This is a genomic window from Micromonospora saelicesensis (genome assembly GCF_900091575.1).
GTDB lineage: Bacteria > Actinomycetota > Actinomycetes > Mycobacteriales > Micromonosporaceae > Micromonospora > Micromonospora saelicesensis.
Map to the genome: position 1 here is coordinate 382211 of NZ_FMCR01000002.1, position 19149 is coordinate 401359.

Genomic DNA, 19149 nt, shown 5'->3' on the forward strand with positions numbered 1-19149 from the left:
GGTCGGCGGGACCGGCCGGCACCGGTCGGGGGCGAGGTGACGGGAGGCCCGGCTGATGTGCGGGATCAGCGGGGAGGCGCGATTCGACGGCCGCTCGCCCGACGCGGCGGCGGTCACCCGGATGACCGAGGCGATGCGCTCACGAGGCCCGGACGACGAGGGCCTGTTCGCCGACGGCTGGGTGACCCTGGGGCACCGCCGGCTGACCATCATCGACCTGTCCGACGCGGGCGGGCAGCCGATGGTCCGCGACGACCTGGGCCTGGCGCTGGTCTTCAACGGCTGCATCTACAACTACCCGGAGCTGCGCGAGGAGTTGCGCCGGGCCGGGTACGCCTTCCACTCCACCAGCGACACCGAGGTGATCCTGGTGGCGTACGCCCACTGGGGTGACCGTTTCGTCGACCACCTGGTCGGCATGTTCGCGATCGGGCTGGTCGACCGGGTCCGGCGGCGGCTGATCCTGGCCCGCGACCGGCTCGGCATCAAACCGCTCTACCTCGCCGAGACACCTGGGCGGCTGCGGTTCGCCTCCACCCTGCCCGCGCTGCTGCGGGCCGGCGACGTCGACACCGGCATCGACCCGGTGGCGCTGCACCACTACCTGTCCTGGCACTCCATCGTGCCCGCGCCGCGTACCGTGCTGCGCGGTGTGCGCAAGCTGCCGCCGGCCACCCTGCGGGTGATCGAGGCGGACGGGCGCAGCCGTGAGGAGGTCTACTGGCGACCCGACTACGTGCGGGAGCCCGCCGACGCCGGGATGGACGCCGGCGACTGGCGGGCCGCGATCGGCGACGCGCTGCGCGCGGCGGTACGCCGACGGCTGGTCGCCGACGTGCCGGTGGGGGTGCTGCTCTCCGGCGGTCTGGACTCCAGCCTGATCGTGGCGCTGCTCGCCGAGGCCGGCCAGCAACACCTGCGTACGTTCAGCATCGGCTTCGACAGCCGCGACGGCGAGTCCGGCGACGAGTTCCACTACTCGGACCTGGTGGCCCGCGCGTACGACACCGACCACCATCGGATCCGACTGGCCGACGACGACCTGGTGCCCGCCGTCCGTCGGGCCGTGCTGGCGATGACCGAGCCGATGGGCAGCCACGACGTGGTCGCCTTCCACCTGCTCTCCGAGCAGGTGGCGCAGCACGTGAAGGTGGCCCAGTCGGGGCAGGGCGCCGACGAGGTGTTCGCCGGCTACGGCTACCACCAGCCACTGGTCGAGGCGCCCCGGCACGGCGCCGCCGAGACGTTCGCCGCCGCGTTCTTCGACCGCGGCCACGACGAGCTGCGCCGCATCGTCGGCCCGGCGTACGCGCTGGAGCACGACGCCAGCCGGGACCTGCTCACCGGGCACCTCGCCGCGCCCGGGGCGCAGACCGCGCTGGACGCCGTGCTGCGCCTGGACACCCACCTGATGCTCCCCGACGACCCGGTCAAGCGGGTGGACAGCATGAGCATGGCGTGGGGTCTGGAGGTGCGTACGCCCTTCCTCGACCAGGACCTGGTCACCCTGGCCGCGCACTGCCCGCCGGAGCACAAGGTCAGCCTGGGCGGAAAGGGCGTGCTCAAGGAGGTCGCCCGGGAGGTGCTGCCGGCCGAGGTGATCGACCGGCCCAAGGGTTACTTCCCGGTGCCGGCGCTGCGCAAGGTGGACGGTCCGGTGCGCGAGCTGGTGGCCGAGGCGTTGCAGGCGCCGGTCGCGCGCGAGCGGGGGCTGTTCCGCCCGGAGTACGTGGCCCATCTGCTCGCCGAGCCGGACCGGGCGGAGGCTGCGGCCGGCAGCAACAAGCTGTGGCAGCTCGGCCTGCTGGAGCTGTGGCTACAGACCCACGACATCCGCTGAACCGGGTTTATCTGGACACTTGGAGCACCCTGTGGGCACCTCACAACTGTCGAGTGGCCTGTCAGGCCGGTATGGCGCGAGTGCGGTTGTACTCATCGCGGGTGATCGCATAAACGCGGGTCGGGCGGTTGCAGGAGGGGTCGATCGTTTCGCGGTCTAGCCGCATGCCGAGTTTCTGCATGACACGTTCAGATGCGTCGTTGCCGATCTGGTGGATGCTGAGGATCCGATCGAGTTCTCGATCGACGAACGCGAAGTGCAGCGCTGCGTGGGCGGCCTCGGTGGCGAAGCCTTGTCCCCAGTACGGTCTGCCCAGCCGCCAACCGATCTCGACCGCGGGCATAACCTCGGGCAGGAAGGTTGGGATCGCCAAGCCGGTAAAACCCGCCAGTTCGCTGGTCTGGCGGACCTCGACCGCGAACAACCCGAACCCGTGGTCGTCCCAGGCGCTTTCGCAGCCGGCGATTCCCGCCGCCGTGCGTTCTGGATCGGCAGGCGTCCCGCTGCCGATCCAGCGCATGACGTCCGGATCCGCGTTGATCGCCGTCATGGGCATGATGTCGTCATTGCGCCAACGGCGCAGCACGAGTCGTGGAGTTTCGAGTCTCGCCATCGTCCTATCTTTCATGATCCGCACTATCGCCGTCCGCCGCGGGGCGAATCGGGCCTGGTGCCCAGCCCGAGCACCAGCAACCCTCCTCACCCGCATGCCACACGACGTGAGGGATTCGCCAGGCAATGGCAGAACCGTCCGAGCGCAAGGTGTCCAGATAAGAGGGTGGACCGTGCCGGCGGTCAGCCGGCGGCGGTGCGGGCGACCAGGTCGTCGAGGACCACGTGCAGGTCTCCGGCGCGCTCCAGCACCCGTCGCTGCCGGGTGGCGCCGGTGCCGTCGCGACGCAGCCGGGCGAGCTGCGCCACCACGTACCCGAGGTCGCCGTGGCGCAGCAGGGCCGGGGCGATCACCGCCATCAGCTCGTCGACGAGCGCCCAGGCGGGCCGGGTGCCACCGGCACGCAGGTCGATCAGCTCGCCGTCGAGACCGTCGTGGGCGGCCCGCCAGTGCGCCGCGGCGACCAGGCAGTCCCGGACGTCCGGGGCGGTCACCCCGGCGCGTACGTCGTCGACGAGGGTGGCCACGAGGGACCGGACCAGCGCGGCGACCAGCACCGCGTCGTCCACCTCGGTGCAGACGTCACCGACCCGCACCTCCACCGTCGGGTACGTCGACGACGGCCGGGCGTACCAGTAGACCATCGCCGCGTCGAGCATGATGCCGGCGGCGATCAGCTCGTCGACGGTGCGGTCGTAGTCGGCGAGGGAGTCGAAGTACGGCGTCGGACCGATGCTGGGCCACCGTTCCAACTGCATCGAGCGCCAACTGGCGTGTCCGGTGTCGTACCCGTCGTGCAGCGGCGAGTTGGTGGTGATCGCCTGCACCACCGGCAGCCACACCCGCAGGTGGTTGCAGACCTGCACGGCCAGTTCCCGGTCTGGCAGCCCGACGTGCACGTGGCAGCCACACACCGCCGGGTCGTGCGCCACCGGCCCGTACCGGCGCGACATCGCGTGGTAGCGCGGTTCGTCGGGGACCGTCCGGTGCGGCTCGGCCACCGGGGTGGCGCCGACCGCCACCAACCGGGCCCCGGCCGCCGTGGCGGCCTTCGCGGCGGAGCGGCGCAGCGCCACCAGGTGCGCGCGCAGTTCGGTGAGGTCGGCGCAGACCGGGGTGACCATCTCCACCATGCTGTGCCGGAACTCCTGGCGGCTCTGGTCCCGGGCGGGGCCACGCAGCGCGGCGAGCACCTGGTCGGCGACCGGCAGGTTCCGCCCGCTGTCCGGGTCGAGCAGCAGGTACTCCTCCTCCACGCCGAGAGTGAGGGTGGACAGGTCGGGCACGGTGTCGACGACGGTCGGTCGGTACGCCATGGCCCCTCCCCATCCCCTGCTGCGGCGGTGCCTCGGGTTCCCGGCCTACCCCGATGACAAACACGCGCTGAGGACCGCCGCGCGGGCGGTGAGGAAGGCCTGTTCGGCGGCGTTGTCCGTGAAGGCGACGGCCGTCCGGTACGCGTCGACGGCCTCCCCGCCCCGGCCGAGCCGAGGCACCGCGATCGATGCGGCTCGCACCACGCAGCTAGGTCAAGGCCCTAGCATGGCCCCAATGATCGAGGACTTCGCGGATCGGCTCCTCTGCGACATGGCCAGCCTCGACCCCTGCACAGCGGTAGTCGAGGCTGGCGAGCAGGATGTCGACGGGCTCACCGACTACAGCCCCGAGGGCCACCAGGCCCGCGCCGACCTCGCAGCCCGCGCCCTGCGCGAGCTCGAGAGCTTGGGCGACGCACTGCCGGCCGCGGGCCCGCTGCACGCCCACCTCGCCGAACGGCTGCACACGCGTATCGCCTTCCACGACGCCGGGGAGGACCTGCGCGAACTGCACGCGGCCGCCACCGGTCCGCTCCAGCTCATCCGCCAGGCCGTCGAGGCCGCGGTTCCCGGCCCCGGCGCCGAGGGCGCGGCCTTCGAGGAGGCCTGGGCTCGTGTCGGCGCACGCATGGCCTCGATCCCCGCCGCCCTGGACGGGTATGCCCGCAGCCTCGTACTCGCCGCAGAGCGCGGCAATCTGCCGGCGCGGCGTCAAGTGGAGCTCGTCACGCAGCGCTGCCGCAACTGGATCGACGACGATGTCGCCCTGGTGGATCGCTACGGCGAGGGGCGTCAGCGGGCGTCGTTGCAGGCCGCAGCGACGGACGCCCGAGAGGCGTACCAGAAACTGGCTGGGATGCTGACCGCGGACCTGGCCCCACAGGCCGTCGAGGATGAGGCGTTCGGCCAGCAGCGGTACGCACTCTGGGTGCGCACCTTCCTCGCGGCCCAGCCTGATTTGCGTGAGCTGTACGACTGGGGCTGGGACGAGTTCAGAGCGACAGAGGCAGAACTGATCGCGGAAGCGAAGGCGCTGGGCGGGGGCGTGCCAGAGGTGCTCGCCCGGCTCGCCAGCCCCGACGCACCCGGCACCCTGCACAGCAGGGAGTCGTTTGCCGCGTGGCTGCAGGAGCTGTTGGAGGCTGCCACCGAGCGGCTGGACGGCGTGCACTTCGACATCCCCGCCCCGCTGCGGCGCATCGAGTCACGGTTGACGACGTCGTCCGGCATCGCCTACACCGGGCCGTCGCGGGACCTGACGCGGCCGGGCAGGGTCTGGTGGTCCATCCCGGAGGACGCAGCGAGTTTCCCCACCTGGTACGCCTACAGCACCGCCTATCACGAGGGCGTTCCCGGCCACCACCTCCACCTCGGCTCCGAGGTCTGCCGGGGAGGCCTCGGGCCGAGGCTCAACCTGCTCGGCGGCCTCTCCGGCAGCCAGGAGGGCTGGGCACTGTACGCCGAGCGGTTCATGGACGAGCTCGGGTTCTACGAACAGCCGGGTGCTCGACTGGGGTACCTGTACATGCAGCTGCTGCGCGCCGCGCGGGTCGTACTCGACATCGGCCTGCACCTGCGACTGCCGATGCCATCTGGCGATGGAGCCGTGTGGACGGCGGACGCGGCGCTGAAGCTGTTGCAGGACCGCTGCCATCAAGGGCCGTACGCATCCGCCGAGCTCGCGCGTTACCTGGGCCGGCCAGGGCAGGCGCTGGCCTACAAGGTGGGTGAGCGCGTGTGGCTGGCAGGCCGCTCGTCCTTCCCCGGCGACCGGCGCGCATTCCATCGCCAGGCCCTGGAGCTGGGGTCGCTGGGCTTGGATCAGTTGACAGCTTCCCTCGATTCCCGGCCTATCCCGGTGGCAGACGCGCGCTCAGGGCCGTCGCGCGTGCGGTGAGAAAGGCCCGTTCGGCCGCGTTGTCCGTCAGGGCGACAGCCGTCCGGTACGCCTCGACGGCCTCCCCGCCCCGGTCGAGCCGAGCCAGCAGGTCGGCGCGGACCACGTGGTAGACGTGGTAGCCGACCAGGTCGAGGCGGTCCACCTCGGTCAGCGCGACCGCCGGTCCGGACACCTCGGCGAGCGCGACGGCCCGGTTCAGCGCCACCACCGGGCTGGGGGCGACGACCGTCAGCTGGTCGTACAGCTGAAGGATCTGCGCCCAGTCCGTGTCGGCGGCGCGCCGCGCGGCCGTGTGCACGGCGGCGATCGCGGCCTGGATCTGGTACGGGCCGGGCCGGTCGCGGCGCAGGCAACGGCGCACCAGCGCCTGCCCCTCGGTGATCAGCTCGGCGTCCCACCGGGCCCGGTCCTGGCTCGGCAGCGCCACCAGCTGACCCTCGGCGTTGGTCCGCGCGTCGCGGCGGGACTCGGTGAGCAGCATCAGGGCGAGCAGACCGAGCGCCTCCGGCTCGTCCGGCATCAGCTCGACCAGCAGCCGGGTCAACCGGATCGCCTCGGCGCACAGCTCGGCGCGGACCAGGTGCGGGCCGGCGCTGGCCGCGTACCCCTCGTTGAAGATCAGGTAGAGCACCGCGAGAACCGCGTGCAGCCGGTCGGGCAGGTCAGCGTCGCGGGGCACCCGGTACGGGATCCCAGCGTTGCGGATCTTCGACTTGGCGCGGACCAGCCGCTGCGCCATGGTCGGCTCCGGCACCAGGAAGGCTCGGGCGATCTCGGCGGTGCTCAGTCCGCCGAGCAGCCGCAGGGTGAGGGCGACCCGGGTGCTCGGGGCGAGCGCCGGATGGCAGCAGGTGAAGATCAGCCGTAGCCGGTCGTCGTGCACCGGTCCCTCCTCGACGGGACTGTCGGCGGCGAACAACAGGGCCGCCTGGGCGTGCCGGTCGACCCGGGACGCGTCGCGGCGCAGCCGGTCGATCGCCCGGTTCCGGGCCGTGGTGATGATCCAGCCGGCCGCACTGGGCGGCAGGCCGGTCGTCGGCCAGCGCGCCACCGCGACGACGAAAGCCTCCTGGACGGCCTCCTCGGCGAGGTCGATGTCGCCGAGGAGGCGAACCAGGACGGCGACCGCGCGGCCGTACTCCGCGCGGAACACCGCCTCCACGTCGGGCACCGTCAGTCGCCGGCCCCGCCCTGGAAGGGGCGCACCTCGATCGGCAGGGTGGTGGCCAACGCGTAACGGCGACCCCAGTGCAGGGCGGCGTCCAGGTCCGGCACGTCGATGATGGTGATGCCGCCCAGGTACTCCTTGCCCTCCACGAACGGTCCGTCGGTGACCAGGACGTCGCCGTCGCGGGGACGCAGCACGGTGGCGGTCTCCGGGCCGTGCAGGCCATGCCCGAAGACCCACGACCCGGTGGACGCCAACTCGTCGCGCAGCTCGCCGAGCTGACGCATCACCCCGGCCAGGAACTCCGGCTCCGGCGGCAGCTCACCCTGCGGCTGGTGGATGCTCAGCAGGTACAGCGTCATCGTTCCTCCTCGCGGGGGCCGGCGCGTCGCCGACCTCTCATCCTCCACACGATCGGCCGCCGCCCAGATCGACAGGCCGGCGGAAAATTCTCGGCGTCCGACCCGGCCCGGGTGTGCCGCGACCGGAGCCGGTAGTCATGGGTGCGACGGTTGTGGGTAGACCGCGATGTGGTCGACGGCTTGCGGGTGGTCGTGGTCGGCGCCGGCTTCTCCGGGCTCGCGGCCGCGTTGGCGCTCAGCCGTGCCGGCGCCCAGGTGCGGGTGCTGGAGGCCCGCGACCGGGTGGGCGGTCGGGTGCTGACCCGCTGGGTGCCCGAGCTCACGCAGCTCGACCTGGGGGCGCAGTGGATCGGGCCGACCCAGGACCGGATGTACGCGTTGGTCGCCGAGCACGGGCTGGCCACCTTCGCCTCGGCATCGGTCGGCGCGCCCACGGTGCTTTGGGCCGGTGAGCGCCGGGCCGAACCGCCGGCGCAGGTGGGCCGGGTGCTCGGCCTGCTCGACGAGTACGCCGCACGTCTGGACCCAGCCGCACCCTGGGCGACGCCGGAGGCCGAGGGGTGGGACCGAACGACCCTCGGCGGGTGGCTGGCCACCACGGCCGGGGACCACGACACCGCCGACTACCTGGGGCGGGTGCTCGCCGGCGGGCTGCTGGCCACCGGCGCGGACGAGTTGTCCCTGTTGCACCTGCTGTTCTACCTGCGCAGCGCGGGCGGGACCGGGCCGTTGCTCGGGATGGCCGGCGGCGCGCAGCAGGACCGGATCGTGGGCGGGCCGGCTGCGCTGGCGGAACGGATGGCCACCGCCCTGCCGCAGGGCGCGCTGACGCTGGCCGCGCCGGTGCGAGCCATCGGACAGACCGTCGAAGGCGCGACGGCGTGGACCGACACCGGGCGCGTCGACGGCGACGCCGTGGTGGTCGCGCTGGCCCCGGCGCTGGCCGGCCGGATCCGGTACGACCCGCCGCTGCCTCCACTGCGTGACGGGCTCACCCAGCGCATGCCGATGGGTTCGGCGCTGAAGGTGCACGCCGTCTACCCGGAGCCGTTCTGGCGGGCGGACGGGCGCTCCGGGGTGGCCACCAGCAGCGCCGGTCCGCTCACCGAGACGGTCGACAACTCCACCCCCACCTCGCCGCTCGGGGTGCTGACCGGGTTCAGCTACTCCACTGACGCCGCCGCGCTTCGCGGCATGTCCCCCGCGCGACGTCGACAGTGCCTGCTGGAAGCGTTCGCCAACGTGGTCGGGCCACGAGCCGAGGACCCGGTGGACCTCGTCGAGTACGACTGGTCGGCCGACGAGTGGACTCGGGGCTGCTTCTCCGGTGCGCTCACCCCGGGCACCTGGCGGACGTACGGCCCGCACCTGCGGACGCCGGTGGGGCGGGTCTACTGGGCGGGCACCGAGACGGCCACCCGCTGGAGTGGCTACCTGGAGGGCGCGGTGCGCGCCGGCGAACGGGCGGCGGCCGAGGTGCTGGCCGGTTGAGCGGCACGACCGCAGCCGGCCCGGTCTCGGCGGGACCGGGCCGGCCACGGCCCTGGGTGCTACCCGGCCGACCCGGTCACCGAGGACCGGGCCGGCGCGGGCGCCCCGGTCAGGGGTAGGTGGTCAGGTACACCTGCTGGTTGGCCGCGTTCGCGGTGCCACCGGCGTTGTTGATCACCCGGTTGATGGTGCCGACGCCACCGAGCGAGACGGTGACCATGTTGGTGAAGCGCACGTTCGGGTTGTTGGGCACCTCGAAGGCCCGCTCCTCGACGACGGCGGGATTGACGTTGAAGTAGCTGTAGCTGCCCAGCCCGAACGCCTGGTGGCTGGTCACCGAATCGGCCACCTTGTACGCGGCGTAGCCCCGGGTCGACCCGTTCATCCAGGCCGCCTGGTTGGGCGGGTCGTACGGCAGCTCGTTCTGGTAGAAGTACGTCCGGCCGCCGTTGCCGTTCCAGATGGTCTGGTACTTCTGGTAGTGCTCGACGAAGAGGCCGTACATCGTGACGTTGTCGCCGTTGACGGTGAGCCCGGTGTCGGCGGTGTTCAGCGTCCAGCCGGTCGGTACGCCGCTGGCGGCGTGGTCAGCCCGCCACAGCCACATGTGGTCGCCGATCACGTTGTCGCTGTTGACCGTCAGCGTGTTGGTGGCCTTGCCGACGTGCGGCCCGCCGATGCGGAAGAACACGTCGTGCAGCGAGGTGGGGTTCGTGGCGTGACTCGCGGACGAGCCGGACGGCCCGACCTCCATCAGCACCGGCGAGTTCGTCGTGCCGGCCTCGAACATGATGCCGGCCACCTTCACGCCGTCCACATCGGCCACCCGCATGCCCACCGCGCCGTTGTCGGCCTGGATGGTGGCCAGGCCGAGACCGAGGACGACAGTGTCGGCCCGGTTGACCTGGATCGGCTCGGTGACGCGGTGCACGCCCGGGGTGAAGAGCAGGTGCCGCCCCTGGGCGAGGGCCGCGTTGATGGTGGCGGCGCTGGTGCCGGGCTGGACCACGTAGAACTGCGACAGCGAGATGGACGAGCCGGCCGGGGTCTTGTTGTACCAGCTGGTTCCGGTCGAGTTGGTGCGCAGCGCCGGCACGAAGACCCGGTACTCACCGGTGCCGTCGACGTAGAGGAACGGCTTCTCCCGGACCTGCGGGGTCTGCGGGATGACGGTGTGCGACGGGTTGGGGAAGCTCGGCGCGGGAGCGCCGTTGACGCCCTGGAAGACCATGTTCCAGACCGAGCCGGTCCAGCCGTTGCCGAACTCGCTGTTGCGGGAGTACCACTGCTGCTGCGAGCCGGAGACGACCAGGCCGTCGATGCGGGTGTCGGCCATCAGGCCACCGCTGGACCAGCCGTCGCCGCCGTTCCAGAGCTGGATCTGGTTCTGCGCGCCGCGCAGGTGCATCCGCCGGTACGGCGCCGCCTGGGACACCGCCCAGCGCTCCACGGTCTGCCCGGCGGGCAGGGTGACCGACAGGTTCTCGGCGGCCCGCCAGAAGTTCTGGGTGGCGTTGCCGCCGAACCAGAACGCCTCGGCACGCACGTGGCCGTTGAGGTTGACGTCGTCGGGGCTCATGCCGAGGCCGGCGACCTGGGTGAAGAAGCCGAGGTTGACGTCGGCGGTGTAGTTGCCGGGCTTGAACAGCACCGCGTAGCGCTGCGGGCCGAACTGGTTGGTCTCCTGCTGGGTGAAGAGGGTGTTCAGTCGACTCTGGATGGTCGACGTCGGCGTGCTCGGGTCGAAGACGAACGTGTTCGGCCCGAGGTTCGGGTTGCGCGGGTCGGTCGTGTCGACCGGGGGCTCGCCGGTCCCGCCGCCGGTGGTGTTCACCGCCAACTCCCACAGCGAGTAGCCGTAGGTGGTGCCCCGGGCGGTGCCGTACATCCGCAGGTAGCGCCCGCTGCCGGTGACGGTGAGGGACTGCGTGCCGCCGGTGGCCGTGGTGGTGGAGTAGATCGTGGTCCAGGTGGCTCCGTCGGCCGAGGTCTGGAGCTGGAAGGACCGGGCGTACGCGGCCTCCCAGGTGAGCACCACCCGGCAGATGGTGCGGGTGCTGCCGAGGTCGACGCGCAGCCACTGCGGGTCGCTGGCGGCGCTGGCCCAGCGGGTGCCCGTGTTGCCGTCGACCGCCGCGGATGCCGCGAGGCCGGCGTCCTGGCTGGACGAGGCGGTCGCCGGGCTGCCCTGCGCGACGTTGGTGCTGCCGCAGGTCGGCGTGGTGCCGCCGGTCTCGCCGTACACCTGGAACTCCCAGAGCGAGTAGCCGTAACCGGTGCCCCGGGCGGTGCCGTTCATCCGTACGTAGCGGCCGGCGCCGGTGACGGTGAGGTTCTGGGTGCCGCCGGTGCCGGTGGTGGTCGAGTAGATCGTCGTCCAGGTGGCACCGTCGTCGGAGGTCTGGAGCTGGAAGGCCCGGCCGTAGGCGCCCTCCCAGAGCAGGTTCACCTGGCTGATGGTGGCCCGGGCGCCCAGGTCGACCTGCAACCACTGCGGGTCGCTGAACGCGCTGGCCCAGCGGGTGCCGGTGTTGCCGTCGACGGCCGCGGAGGCCGGGGTGCCGGCGTTCTCGCTGGACGAGGCGGTGGCGGGGCGGCCCTGGGACAGCAGGGTGGGCGCGGCCTGCGCGGGCGCTGTGGCACCGGTCGGGGTGAGCGCCGCGACCAGGGCCACGGTGAGCCCGACCAGCAGGTGCCGGACGACGCGTCGAGGACGCGGGCGTACGGATGTTGCACGAGATGTCATGACATCGCCTGTCGATAGAGGGCTACGAGGGGGTGCCGCGCGGATGGGATCGGCTCGCCCCGTGGCGCCGTGGGTGGTGCCGCCGATGCGGCGTCGCGGGTCGGAGAGCGCTCTCGTAGGAGTGTTGCGGCGAGATTGCGACGGCGTCAAGACATCGATCTATAACTTCGTTATTTATCCCGAGGATTCTTTTTGGGTAATTTGCCGACGGCGCCGCAGTCGTCCCCGCTCAGCGGCGGACGCCACCCTCGGTGAGGAAGCGGGCGATCGGGAGGGTGGCCGCGCCCAGCGCCACCGCGTCCACCCCGAGTCGGCACAGCTCGATCGACGCCTGCTCGTACGGCTGGCGCAGCGCCTGCCGGCCGGCCGCCTCCCGCACGGCCGGCAGCAGGTCGCCGAGGGCCATCGCCGCCCAGCCGCCGAGCACCACGCGCTCGGGGTTGAACAGGTTGATCAGGTTGGCCACCCCGGCGCCGAGGTAGCCGGCGGTGTCCTCCAGCACGCGTCGGGCGGTGGCCGAGGTCTCGGCGGCGGCGACCAGCGCGGCGATCTGGGACTCCTCGTCCTCGCCCGGCACCGGTCGACCCCGGCGCGCCTCCCGGTAGCGGTCGATGATCGCCTCCGCCCCCACGTACGCCTCCAGGCAACCGCGCGCGCCGCACCGGCAGACCCGGCCGCCGTACACCAGGGTGGTGTGCCCCCACTCCCCCGCGCTGCTGGACGCCCCCCGGTAGGTGGCGCCATTGGTCACCACCGACGCACCCACCCCGGAGCCGACCAACGCGAAGACGGCGTGCCGGGCGCCACGGCCGGCGCCGAACCACATCTCGGCCTGGCCGAGGGTCTTCGCGCCGTTGTCGATGTGCAGCGGCAGGTCGGTGCCGGCGCCGATCAGACGCTCCAGCGGCACCCGGTCCCAGCCGAGGGCCTGGGCGTGCACGACGGCCTCGGTGCCCTGCTCGACCACGCCGGAGACGCCGATGCCGACGCCGAGCACGTCGCCGGGGGCCACCCCGGCCTGACCGGTGACCGCCTCGATGCCGGCCAGCACGTGCCCGGCCACCAGGTCGGGCTCGGTGCGGGCCGGGTCGAGCGGGTACTCGACGCTGGCCAGCAGGGTCATCGCGAAGTCGAACAGCTCCACCCGGACCCGGGTCTCGCCGACGTCCACGCCGATCAGGAAGGCGAAGCGGTGCGCGATCCGCAGCAGCATGCTGGGCCGGCCGCCGTCGGACTCGGCGGCGCCGGCCTCGACGACCAGCCCTTCGTCGATCATGTCGGCCACCACGTTGCTGACCGCGGGTTGGCTCAGCCCGGTGCTGCGCACCAGGTCCTGCCGGGTGAGCGGGCCGTCCAGGAAGAGCTTGGTCAGCAGGGCGGACCGGTTGCGCAACCGCACGCTGCGGTTGGTGGCTCGCGCCAGCTCCACTCGTCACCTCGTTCCTGTCGGCCGTTCGAGGCGACTGTAACCGCCTCGTGCTTGACGACCCACCGACCAGCAACTTTAATGACGACATAAATTAAGCCGTGATGTAACTCCCGGGAAACGCCGACGGACACCGACGGCGCACCCCCGAACCCTGTCCGCAGCCGGCCCCCGTCGCCCGACCCCTATCGGTGACGAAGGCCGGCGGACCCCCACCACGCACCGGAAGGGCTGACCCGTGTCGAGACGACACCTCGGGATATTCACCGCCGCCGTACTGGCGGCCGCCTCGCTGACCGCCTGCGGAGGCTCCGGCGACGACTCCGCCGCATCGCCCAAGACGCTCACCTACTGGGCCAGCAACCAGGGCGCCAGCCTGGAGGCCGACAAGACCATCCTCCAGCCGGAGTTGGACAAGTTCGAGAAGCAGACCGGGATCAAGGTCACCGTCGAGGTGGTCCCCTGGTCGGATCTGCTCAACCGCCTGCTGGCCGCCGCCGCCTCCGGCAAGGGCCCGGACGTGGTCAACATCGGCAACACCTGGTCGGCGTCGTTGCAGGCCACCGGCGCGCTGGTCGAGTTCGACGACGCCGCCCTGCAGGCCGTCGGCGGCAAGGACCGGATCGTGCCCGCCGCGCTCGCCGCCGCCGGCGCCCCCGGCAAGCCGCCGGCCGCCGTGCCGCTCTACAGCATGGCGTACAGCCTGTACTACAACAAGAAGTCGTTCGCCGACGCCGGCATCACCGCGCCGCCGACCACCTGGGAGCAGCTCGCCGAGTACGGCAAGAAGCTGAGCACCGGCGGCAAGTGGGGCCTGGCGATCGAGGGTGCCAACCCGTCCGAGAACGCCCACCACGCCTTCACCTTCAGCCAGCAGTACGGCGGCGAGTGGTTCGACTCGGCCGGCAAGCCGACCTTCGACACCCCCCAGAACGTCTCGGCGATCAAGCGGTACATCGACTTCATGGCCGCCGACAAGATCACCAACCCGAGCAACGCCGAGTACGCGCAGAACCAGTCGGTCTCCGACTTCGCCAACGGCAAGGCCGCCATGCTGCTGTGGCAGTCCGCCGGGTCGAACCTGAAGACGCAGAACATGCCCGCCGACGCGTACGGGGTGGCACCGGTGCCGTTCCTGGCCAGCCCGCCGGCCGGCGGCAAGAAGGTCAACAGCATGGTCGCCGGGATCAACATGGCGGTCTTCAAGCACACCAAGAACAAGGACGGCGCGCTGAGCTTCGTCAAGTTCATGACCAGCGACGAGGAGCAGACGATCCTCAACAAGACGTACGGCTCGCTGCCCGCGGTGAAGACCGCGGCCTCCGACCCGGCGTTCAGTGCCACGGAGCAGAAGACCATCCAGGAGACCCTGGTCACCACCGCGGCCCCGCTGCCGCAGGTGCCCGATGAGAGCACCTTCGAGACCCTGGTCGGGACCGCGATGAAGGAGTTGTTCGCCGACGCGGCCAGCGGCAAGCCGGTCACCGAGGAGTCGGTGAAGGCCAAGCTGACCGACGCGCAGCAGAAGATGCGCTGACCCAGGCGTCACCGGTGGCCGTGGTCGGGCGCTGAGCCCGGCCACGGCCACCGCCTCCGAGAGGACCCCGATGGCAACCAGCACCACCGCGCCGGACGCCGACCGACGCGAACCCCGGGCCGGATCGCCGGCCCGGGGGCCGGCCCGCCGGCCCCGCGGCCCCCGCCGCTCGCTCCTGCCGTACCTGCTGCTCGCACCGGCCGTCGTGCTGGAACTCGCCATCCACGTGATCCCCATGGTCGTCGGGGTCTGGATGAGCCTGCTGGAGCTGACCCAGTTCCACATCCGCGACTGGTCCACCGCGCCCTTCATCGGGCTGGAGAACTACCGGGCGACGCTCGACCTGAACAGCGCCGCCGGCAAGGAACTGCTGCACTCGTTCTGGATCACCCTGGCCTACAGCCTGCTCTCGGTCGGGTTCGCCTGGCTGCTCGGCATCTCGGCGGCGGTCGTCCTGCAACGGCCGTTCCGTGGACGGGCGATCCTGCGGGCGCTGTTCCTCACCCCGTACGCGCTGCCGGTCTACGCCGCCGTGATCACCTGGAGCTTCCTGCTGCAACGTGACACCGGCCTGGTCAACCACGTGCTCGTGGACCAGCTCGGGCTGATGAACGAACGGCCGTTCTGGCTGATCGGCGACAACAGCTTCTGGTCGCTGCTGGTCGTGTCGGTCTGGCGCAACTGGCCGTTCGCGTTCCTGTGCCTGATGGCCGGCTTGCAGAACGTGCCCGGCGAGCTGTACGAGGCCGCCGCGATCGACGGCGCCGGGTTCTGGCGCCGGCTGCGCTCGGTCACCCTGCCGATGCTACGGCCGGTCAACCTGGTGCTGCTGCTGGTGCTGTTCCTGTGGACGTTCAACGACTTCAACACCCCGTTCGTGCTGTTCGGCGGCTCCGCCCCGGAGCAGGCCGACCTGATCTCCATCCACATCTACCGCAGCTCCTTCAAGACCTGGGACTTCGGCTCCGGGTCGGCCATGTCGGTGGCGCTGCTGCTGTTCCTGCTGATCGTCTCGGCCGCGTACCTGCTGATCACCAACCGTCGGAGGGACGACCATGCGTGAGACCGCCGGTGAGCGCTGGGGCCGGCGCATCGTGCTGACCCTGCTCACCCTCTTCGTCGTCATCCCGCTCTACGTGATGGTCACCTCGGCGGCCAAGCCGTTGCAGGACGTGCAGAACGGCTTCACCTGGTGGCCCAGCCGGCCCACCCTGCAACCGTTCATCGACATGTGGAGCACCGTGCCGCTGGCCCGGTACCTGGTGAACAGCCTGGTGGTGTCGAGCATCGCTGCGGTCTGCTCGGTGGCGGTGGCCATCTTCGCCGCGTTCGCGGTGAGCCGGTACCGGTTCCGCGGTCGCGGTGTCTTCTCGGTGACGGTGCTGTCCACGCAGATGTTCCCCGGCATCCTGTTCCTGCTGCCGCTGTTCCTCATCTACGTCAACCTGGGCAATGCCACCGGCATCGAGCTGTACGCCAGCCGTACCGGCCTGGTCATCACGTACCTGACCTTCTCGCTGCCGTTCTCGATCTGGATGCTGGTCGGCTACTTCGACTCGATCCCCCGGGGTCTGGACGAGGCGGCGCAGGTCGACGGCGCCGGTCCGCTGCGCACCCTGTTCCAGGTCATCCTGCCGGCCGCCGTGCCCGGCGTCGTCGCGGTCACCGTGTACGCGTTCATGACGGCGTGGGGTGAGGTGCTCTTCGCGTCGGTGATGACCGACGAGGGCAGCCGCACCCTGGCCGTCGGCCTGCAGGGCTACTCCACCCAGTTCAACGTCTACTGGAACCAGATCATGGCCGCCTCGCTGGTGGTCAGCATCCCGGTCGTCGTCGGGTTCCTGGCCCTGCAGCGCTACTTCGTCGCCGGCCTCACCGCCGGCGCGGTCAAGTGAGTCATCCAACCCCAGAGGAGAACCGACCCGTGCCCGACCTGTCCAAGCTGCCACCCGACTTCCTCTGGGGTGTCGCCACGGCGGCGTACCAGATCGAGGGGGCCGTCGACGTCGACGGCCGGGCGCCGTCCATCTGGGACACCTTCTCGGCGACCCCCGGCACTGTCGACAACGGCGACACCGGCGCGGTGGCCTGCGACCACTACCACCGGTGGCCGGAGGACCTGGCGCTGCTGCGCCGACTCGGCGTGGACGCGTACCGTTTCTCGGTGGCCTGGCCCCGGGTGATGCCCGACGGCGTCGGGCGGGTGAACACCGCCGGGCTGGACTTCTACGACCGGCTCGTCGACACGCTGCTCACCGACGGGATCCGGCCGTTCGTCACGCTCTACCACTGGGACCTGCCGCAGGTCCTCCAGGACCGGGGTGGTTGGCCGGAGCGCGCCACGGCCGAGGCGTTCGCCGACTACGCGGCGGTGGTCGCCGCCCGCCTCGGTGACCGGGTCGCCGACTGGTGCACTGTCAACGAGCCGCTCTGTGTGTGCTGGATCGGGCACCTGGAGGGCAACATGGCCCCCGGCGAGCGGGACCTCACCCGGGCGGTGCACGCCTCGCACCACGTGCTGCTCGGGCACGGCCTGGCCACCCAGGCGATCCGCGCCAACGCCGCCCGGCCGGCCTCGGTGGGTCTGGTGGTCAACCTCAGCCCGATCGAGGCGGCGACCGACCGACCCGAGGACGTCGCGGCGGCCCGCCGGGCCGACGGGCACGTCAACAGGTGGTGGCTGGACCCGATCCACGGGCGTGGCTACCCGGCCGACATGATCGCCACCTACGGAGTCGAGCCGCCGGTACGCGACGGTGACCTGGCGGTCATCGCCACGCCGACGGACTTCCTCGGGGTGAACTACTACTTCCGGCAGCTGGTGGTCGACGACCCCACCGGTCCGGCCCCGTACGCCCGGCAGGTGCCGGTACCCGGCTCGGTGGAGACCGCGATGGGCTGGGAGATGTACCCGGCGGGCCTGGAGCGGCTGCTCGTCGACGTGCACGAGGAGTACCGGCCGGGCCGGATCATCGTCACCGAGAGTGGCTCGGCGTGGCCGGACGAGGTCACCCCGGACGGCACGGTGGAGGACAAGGAACGCACCGACCACCTGGAGCAGCATCTGGCCGCGTGCGCGTCGGCGGTGGCCCGAGGGGTTCCGCTGGACGGCTACTTCGTCTGGTCGCTGCTGGACAACTTCGAGTGGGCGTACGGCTACGACAAGCGCTTCGGGCTGGTGCACGTCGACTACGCCACCCAGCGCCGGACGGTGAAGGCGAGCGGTCTGCGCTACGCCGAGTTGATTCGCGCCCACCAGCGGCTCGCCCGCACCACCGGCTCGGCGACGCCGGTGGCCTGAACGGGGGCGGTGCGAGCGGCCGCCCGGGGTTTCGACCCCGGGCGGCCGTTCCCGTCCCGATCGGACGAAACCGCCACCGACCGCGTTGCCGAGTGGCTAGCCTGCGGCAATGTCCGCAGCACCCGACGAGGTCGAGCAGCCCGACCCCAGAGGGCGGGTGACCGCCACCGACCGGATGACGGCCTTCAGCGACGGCGTCTTCGCCATCGTCATCACGCTGCTGGTCATCGAGTTGCGGGTGCCCGAATACCACGAGGGCGAGCTGCTCACCGGCCTGCTCGGCGAGGGCGCTTCCTACCTGGCCTTCGTGGTGTCCTTCGTCTACATCGGGGTGCTCTGGCTCAACCACCACGCGCTGCTGCGGCTGATCCGCGGCACCACGCTCACGCTGAGCTGGATCAACCTCGGTGTGCTCTTCGGCGCGGTGATCATCCCCTTCCCCACCGCGGTGCTGGCGTCCGCGTTCACCCACGGCGACACCGACGACCAACGCGCGGCCGTCGCCCTGTACGCGCTGGCCGCGGCCCTGATGTCGGCACCCTGGCTGGTGTTCTTCGGCTACCTGCACCGCCACCCGGCGCTGCTGGAGCGCCGGGTCAGCCCCGAGTACGTGCGTACGCAGCGGCTGCGACCCGTCACCGGCCTGATCCTGTACGGGCTCAGCGGGCTGCTCGGCTGGTTCGTCAGCCCACTGCTGGGCCTGATCGGCGTCATCGTCATGATCACCTATCACGCGGTCACCAGCGAGGGGCTGCCCCGCTGGCTGACCCGCCGGTGAGCGGGCGGAGTCGGAGCAGGTCGGCCGGGGTGTCCACGTCGACCGGGGAGCCGACGTCGTCACAGGGCACCTCGACCACCAGGTCCGACCGGTCGCGCAGCAGGTCGCGAGCGCCCCGGTCGCCGAGGGCGTACCCGCTCAGCAGCGGCCAGGTTCGTCGAGTCAGCAGGATCGGGTGCCCGGGCCGGCCGGCGTAGGTGGCGACCGCGACGACAGCGCCGTCGGCGTACGCCGTGCGCACCCGGCGCACCGCGACCGGGCTCAGCAGCGGCTGGTCGACGAGGACCACGACTGCGGCCGGCACGTCGGCCGGCAGCGAGGCCAGGCCCCGCAGCAGCGACGAGCCCAGCCCGTCGGACCAGCGGTCGTGCCGGATCGGCACCGCGCCGAGCAGGTCGGGCATCTCGTCGGCGCCCGCGCCGAGCACCACGTGCACGGGTGCGCAGCCGCCGTCGCCGAGCAGCCGGATCGCGCGCCGCACCAGCGGCTCGCCGTCCAGCTCGACCAGCGCCTTCGGTCGGCCGTAGCGCCGTCCGGCGCCGGCGGCGAGCAGCAGTCCGGCGGTCACCGTCGTCACCTCCCGTACGAAGGGCTTTGCGTTATTCGCCCTGAGATATACCGACAAAGCTAGTCTGGGCCGGTGCAGGGCGGACCGGAGAACGCGACGACGA

General features: G+C 71.5%; 15 protein-coding genes. 8 read left to right on the forward strand and 7 right to left on the reverse strand.

Annotation, left to right across the window (positions count from 1 at the left end; all coding sequences use genetic code 11):
- The first annotated feature begins 55 nt into the window (after window positions 1-55).
- Window positions 56-1840 carry an N-acetylglutaminylglutamine amidotransferase gene (locus GA0070561_RS09715; protein WP_091398584.1) on the forward strand — a complete coding sequence of 595 codons (1785 nt, stop codon included), beginning with the start codon at window positions 56-58 and terminating at the stop codon, window positions 1838-1840.
- Window positions 1841-1901: 61 nt separating this feature from the next.
- Here the strand turns inward: GA0070561_RS09715 and GA0070561_RS09720 are convergent, their stop codons facing one another.
- Window positions 1902-2453, reverse strand: coding sequence for a GNAT family N-acetyltransferase (locus tag GA0070561_RS09720; RefSeq protein ID WP_091400115.1), 552 nt, complete (start codon window positions 2451-2453; stop codon window positions 1902-1904).
- Between the two features lie 182 nt (window positions 2454-2635).
- On the reverse strand, window positions 2636-3769 hold the full coding sequence (locus tag GA0070561_RS09725; RefSeq protein ID WP_091398587.1) for a carboxylate-amine ligase: 1134 nt from the start codon (window positions 3767-3769) through the stop codon (window positions 2636-2638).
- Window positions 3770-4004: 235 nt separating this feature from the next.
- On the opposite strand from GA0070561_RS09725, the gene GA0070561_RS09730 reads away from it, so the two are divergent.
- A complete protein-coding gene (locus tag GA0070561_RS09730; protein WP_091398589.1) occupies window positions 4005-5666 on the forward strand; it encodes a DUF885 domain-containing protein in 1662 nt (553 codons plus the stop codon).
- Here GA0070561_RS09730 and GA0070561_RS09735 read toward each other — a convergent pair.
- Window positions 5620-6840 carry an RNA polymerase sigma factor gene (locus GA0070561_RS09735; RefSeq protein WP_091398592.1) on the reverse strand — a complete coding sequence of 407 codons (1221 nt, stop codon included), beginning with the start codon at window positions 6838-6840 and terminating at the stop codon, window positions 5620-5622. The two genes, GA0070561_RS09730 and GA0070561_RS09735, sit on opposite strands and share 47 nt — an antisense overlap.
- A 2-nt stretch (window positions 6841-6842) precedes the next feature.
- Window positions 6843-7199 carry a YciI family protein gene (locus GA0070561_RS09740; protein ID WP_091398594.1) on the reverse strand — a complete coding sequence of 119 codons (357 nt, stop codon included), beginning with the start codon at window positions 7197-7199 and terminating at the stop codon, window positions 6843-6845.
- Window positions 7200-7349: 150 nt separating this feature from the next.
- Between GA0070561_RS09740 and GA0070561_RS09745 the strand changes: the two genes are divergently transcribed.
- The gene (locus tag GA0070561_RS09745; protein WP_244166135.1) at window positions 7350-8690 is read left to right on the forward strand and encodes a flavin monoamine oxidase family protein; all 1341 of its coding nucleotides are present in this window, start codon (window positions 7350-7352) and stop codon (window positions 8688-8690) included.
- A gap of 109 nt (window positions 8691-8799) precedes the next feature.
- Here the strand turns inward: GA0070561_RS09745 and GA0070561_RS09750 are convergent, their stop codons facing one another.
- On the reverse strand, window positions 8800-11436 hold the full coding sequence (locus tag GA0070561_RS09750; RefSeq protein ID WP_091398599.1) for a discoidin domain-containing protein: 2637 nt from the start codon (window positions 11434-11436) through the stop codon (window positions 8800-8802).
- A 229-nt stretch (window positions 11437-11665) separates the two neighbouring features.
- A complete protein-coding gene (locus tag GA0070561_RS09755; RefSeq protein ID WP_091398601.1) occupies window positions 11666-12865 on the reverse strand; it encodes an ROK family transcriptional regulator in 1200 nt (399 codons plus the stop codon).
- 235 nt (window positions 12866-13100) lie between these two features.
- On the opposite strand from GA0070561_RS09755, the gene GA0070561_RS09760 reads away from it, so the two are divergent.
- The 5 genes from GA0070561_RS09760 (at window position 13101) to GA0070561_RS09780 (ending at window position 18478) form a co-directional block, all read left to right on the forward strand.
- Window positions 13101-14399 carry an ABC transporter substrate-binding protein gene (locus tag GA0070561_RS09760; RefSeq protein ID WP_091398604.1) on the forward strand — a complete coding sequence of 433 codons (1299 nt, stop codon included), beginning with the start codon at window positions 13101-13103 and terminating at the stop codon, window positions 14397-14399.
- A 70-nt stretch (window positions 14400-14469) separates the two neighbouring features.
- Window positions 14470-15462, forward strand: coding sequence for a carbohydrate ABC transporter permease (locus tag GA0070561_RS09765; protein ID WP_091398607.1), 993 nt, complete (start codon window positions 14470-14472; stop codon window positions 15460-15462).
- Window positions 15455-16294, forward strand: a complete 840-nt coding sequence (locus GA0070561_RS09770; protein ID WP_091398610.1) for a carbohydrate ABC transporter permease — start codon at window positions 15455-15457, stop codon at window positions 16292-16294. The genes GA0070561_RS09765 and GA0070561_RS09770 overlap by 8 nt, the downstream gene beginning before the upstream one ends.
- 29 nt (window positions 16295-16323) lie before the next feature.
- On the forward strand, window positions 16324-17700 hold the full coding sequence (locus GA0070561_RS09775) for a GH1 family beta-glucosidase (RefSeq protein ID WP_091398613.1): 1377 nt from the start codon (window positions 16324-16326) through the stop codon (window positions 17698-17700).
- A 109-nt stretch (window positions 17701-17809) separates the two neighbouring features.
- Window positions 17810-18478, forward strand: coding sequence for a TMEM175 family protein (locus GA0070561_RS09780; protein WP_091398616.1), 669 nt, complete (start codon window positions 17810-17812; stop codon window positions 18476-18478).
- Here the strand turns inward: GA0070561_RS09780 and GA0070561_RS09785 are convergent.
- The gene (locus GA0070561_RS09785) at window positions 18438-19046 is read right to left on the reverse strand and encodes a nucleotidyltransferase family protein (RefSeq protein ID WP_244166136.1); all 609 of its coding nucleotides are present in this window, start codon (window positions 19044-19046) and stop codon (window positions 18438-18440) included. The two genes, GA0070561_RS09780 and GA0070561_RS09785, sit on opposite strands and share 41 nt — an antisense overlap.
- Window positions 19047-19149 lie beyond the last annotated feature (103 nt).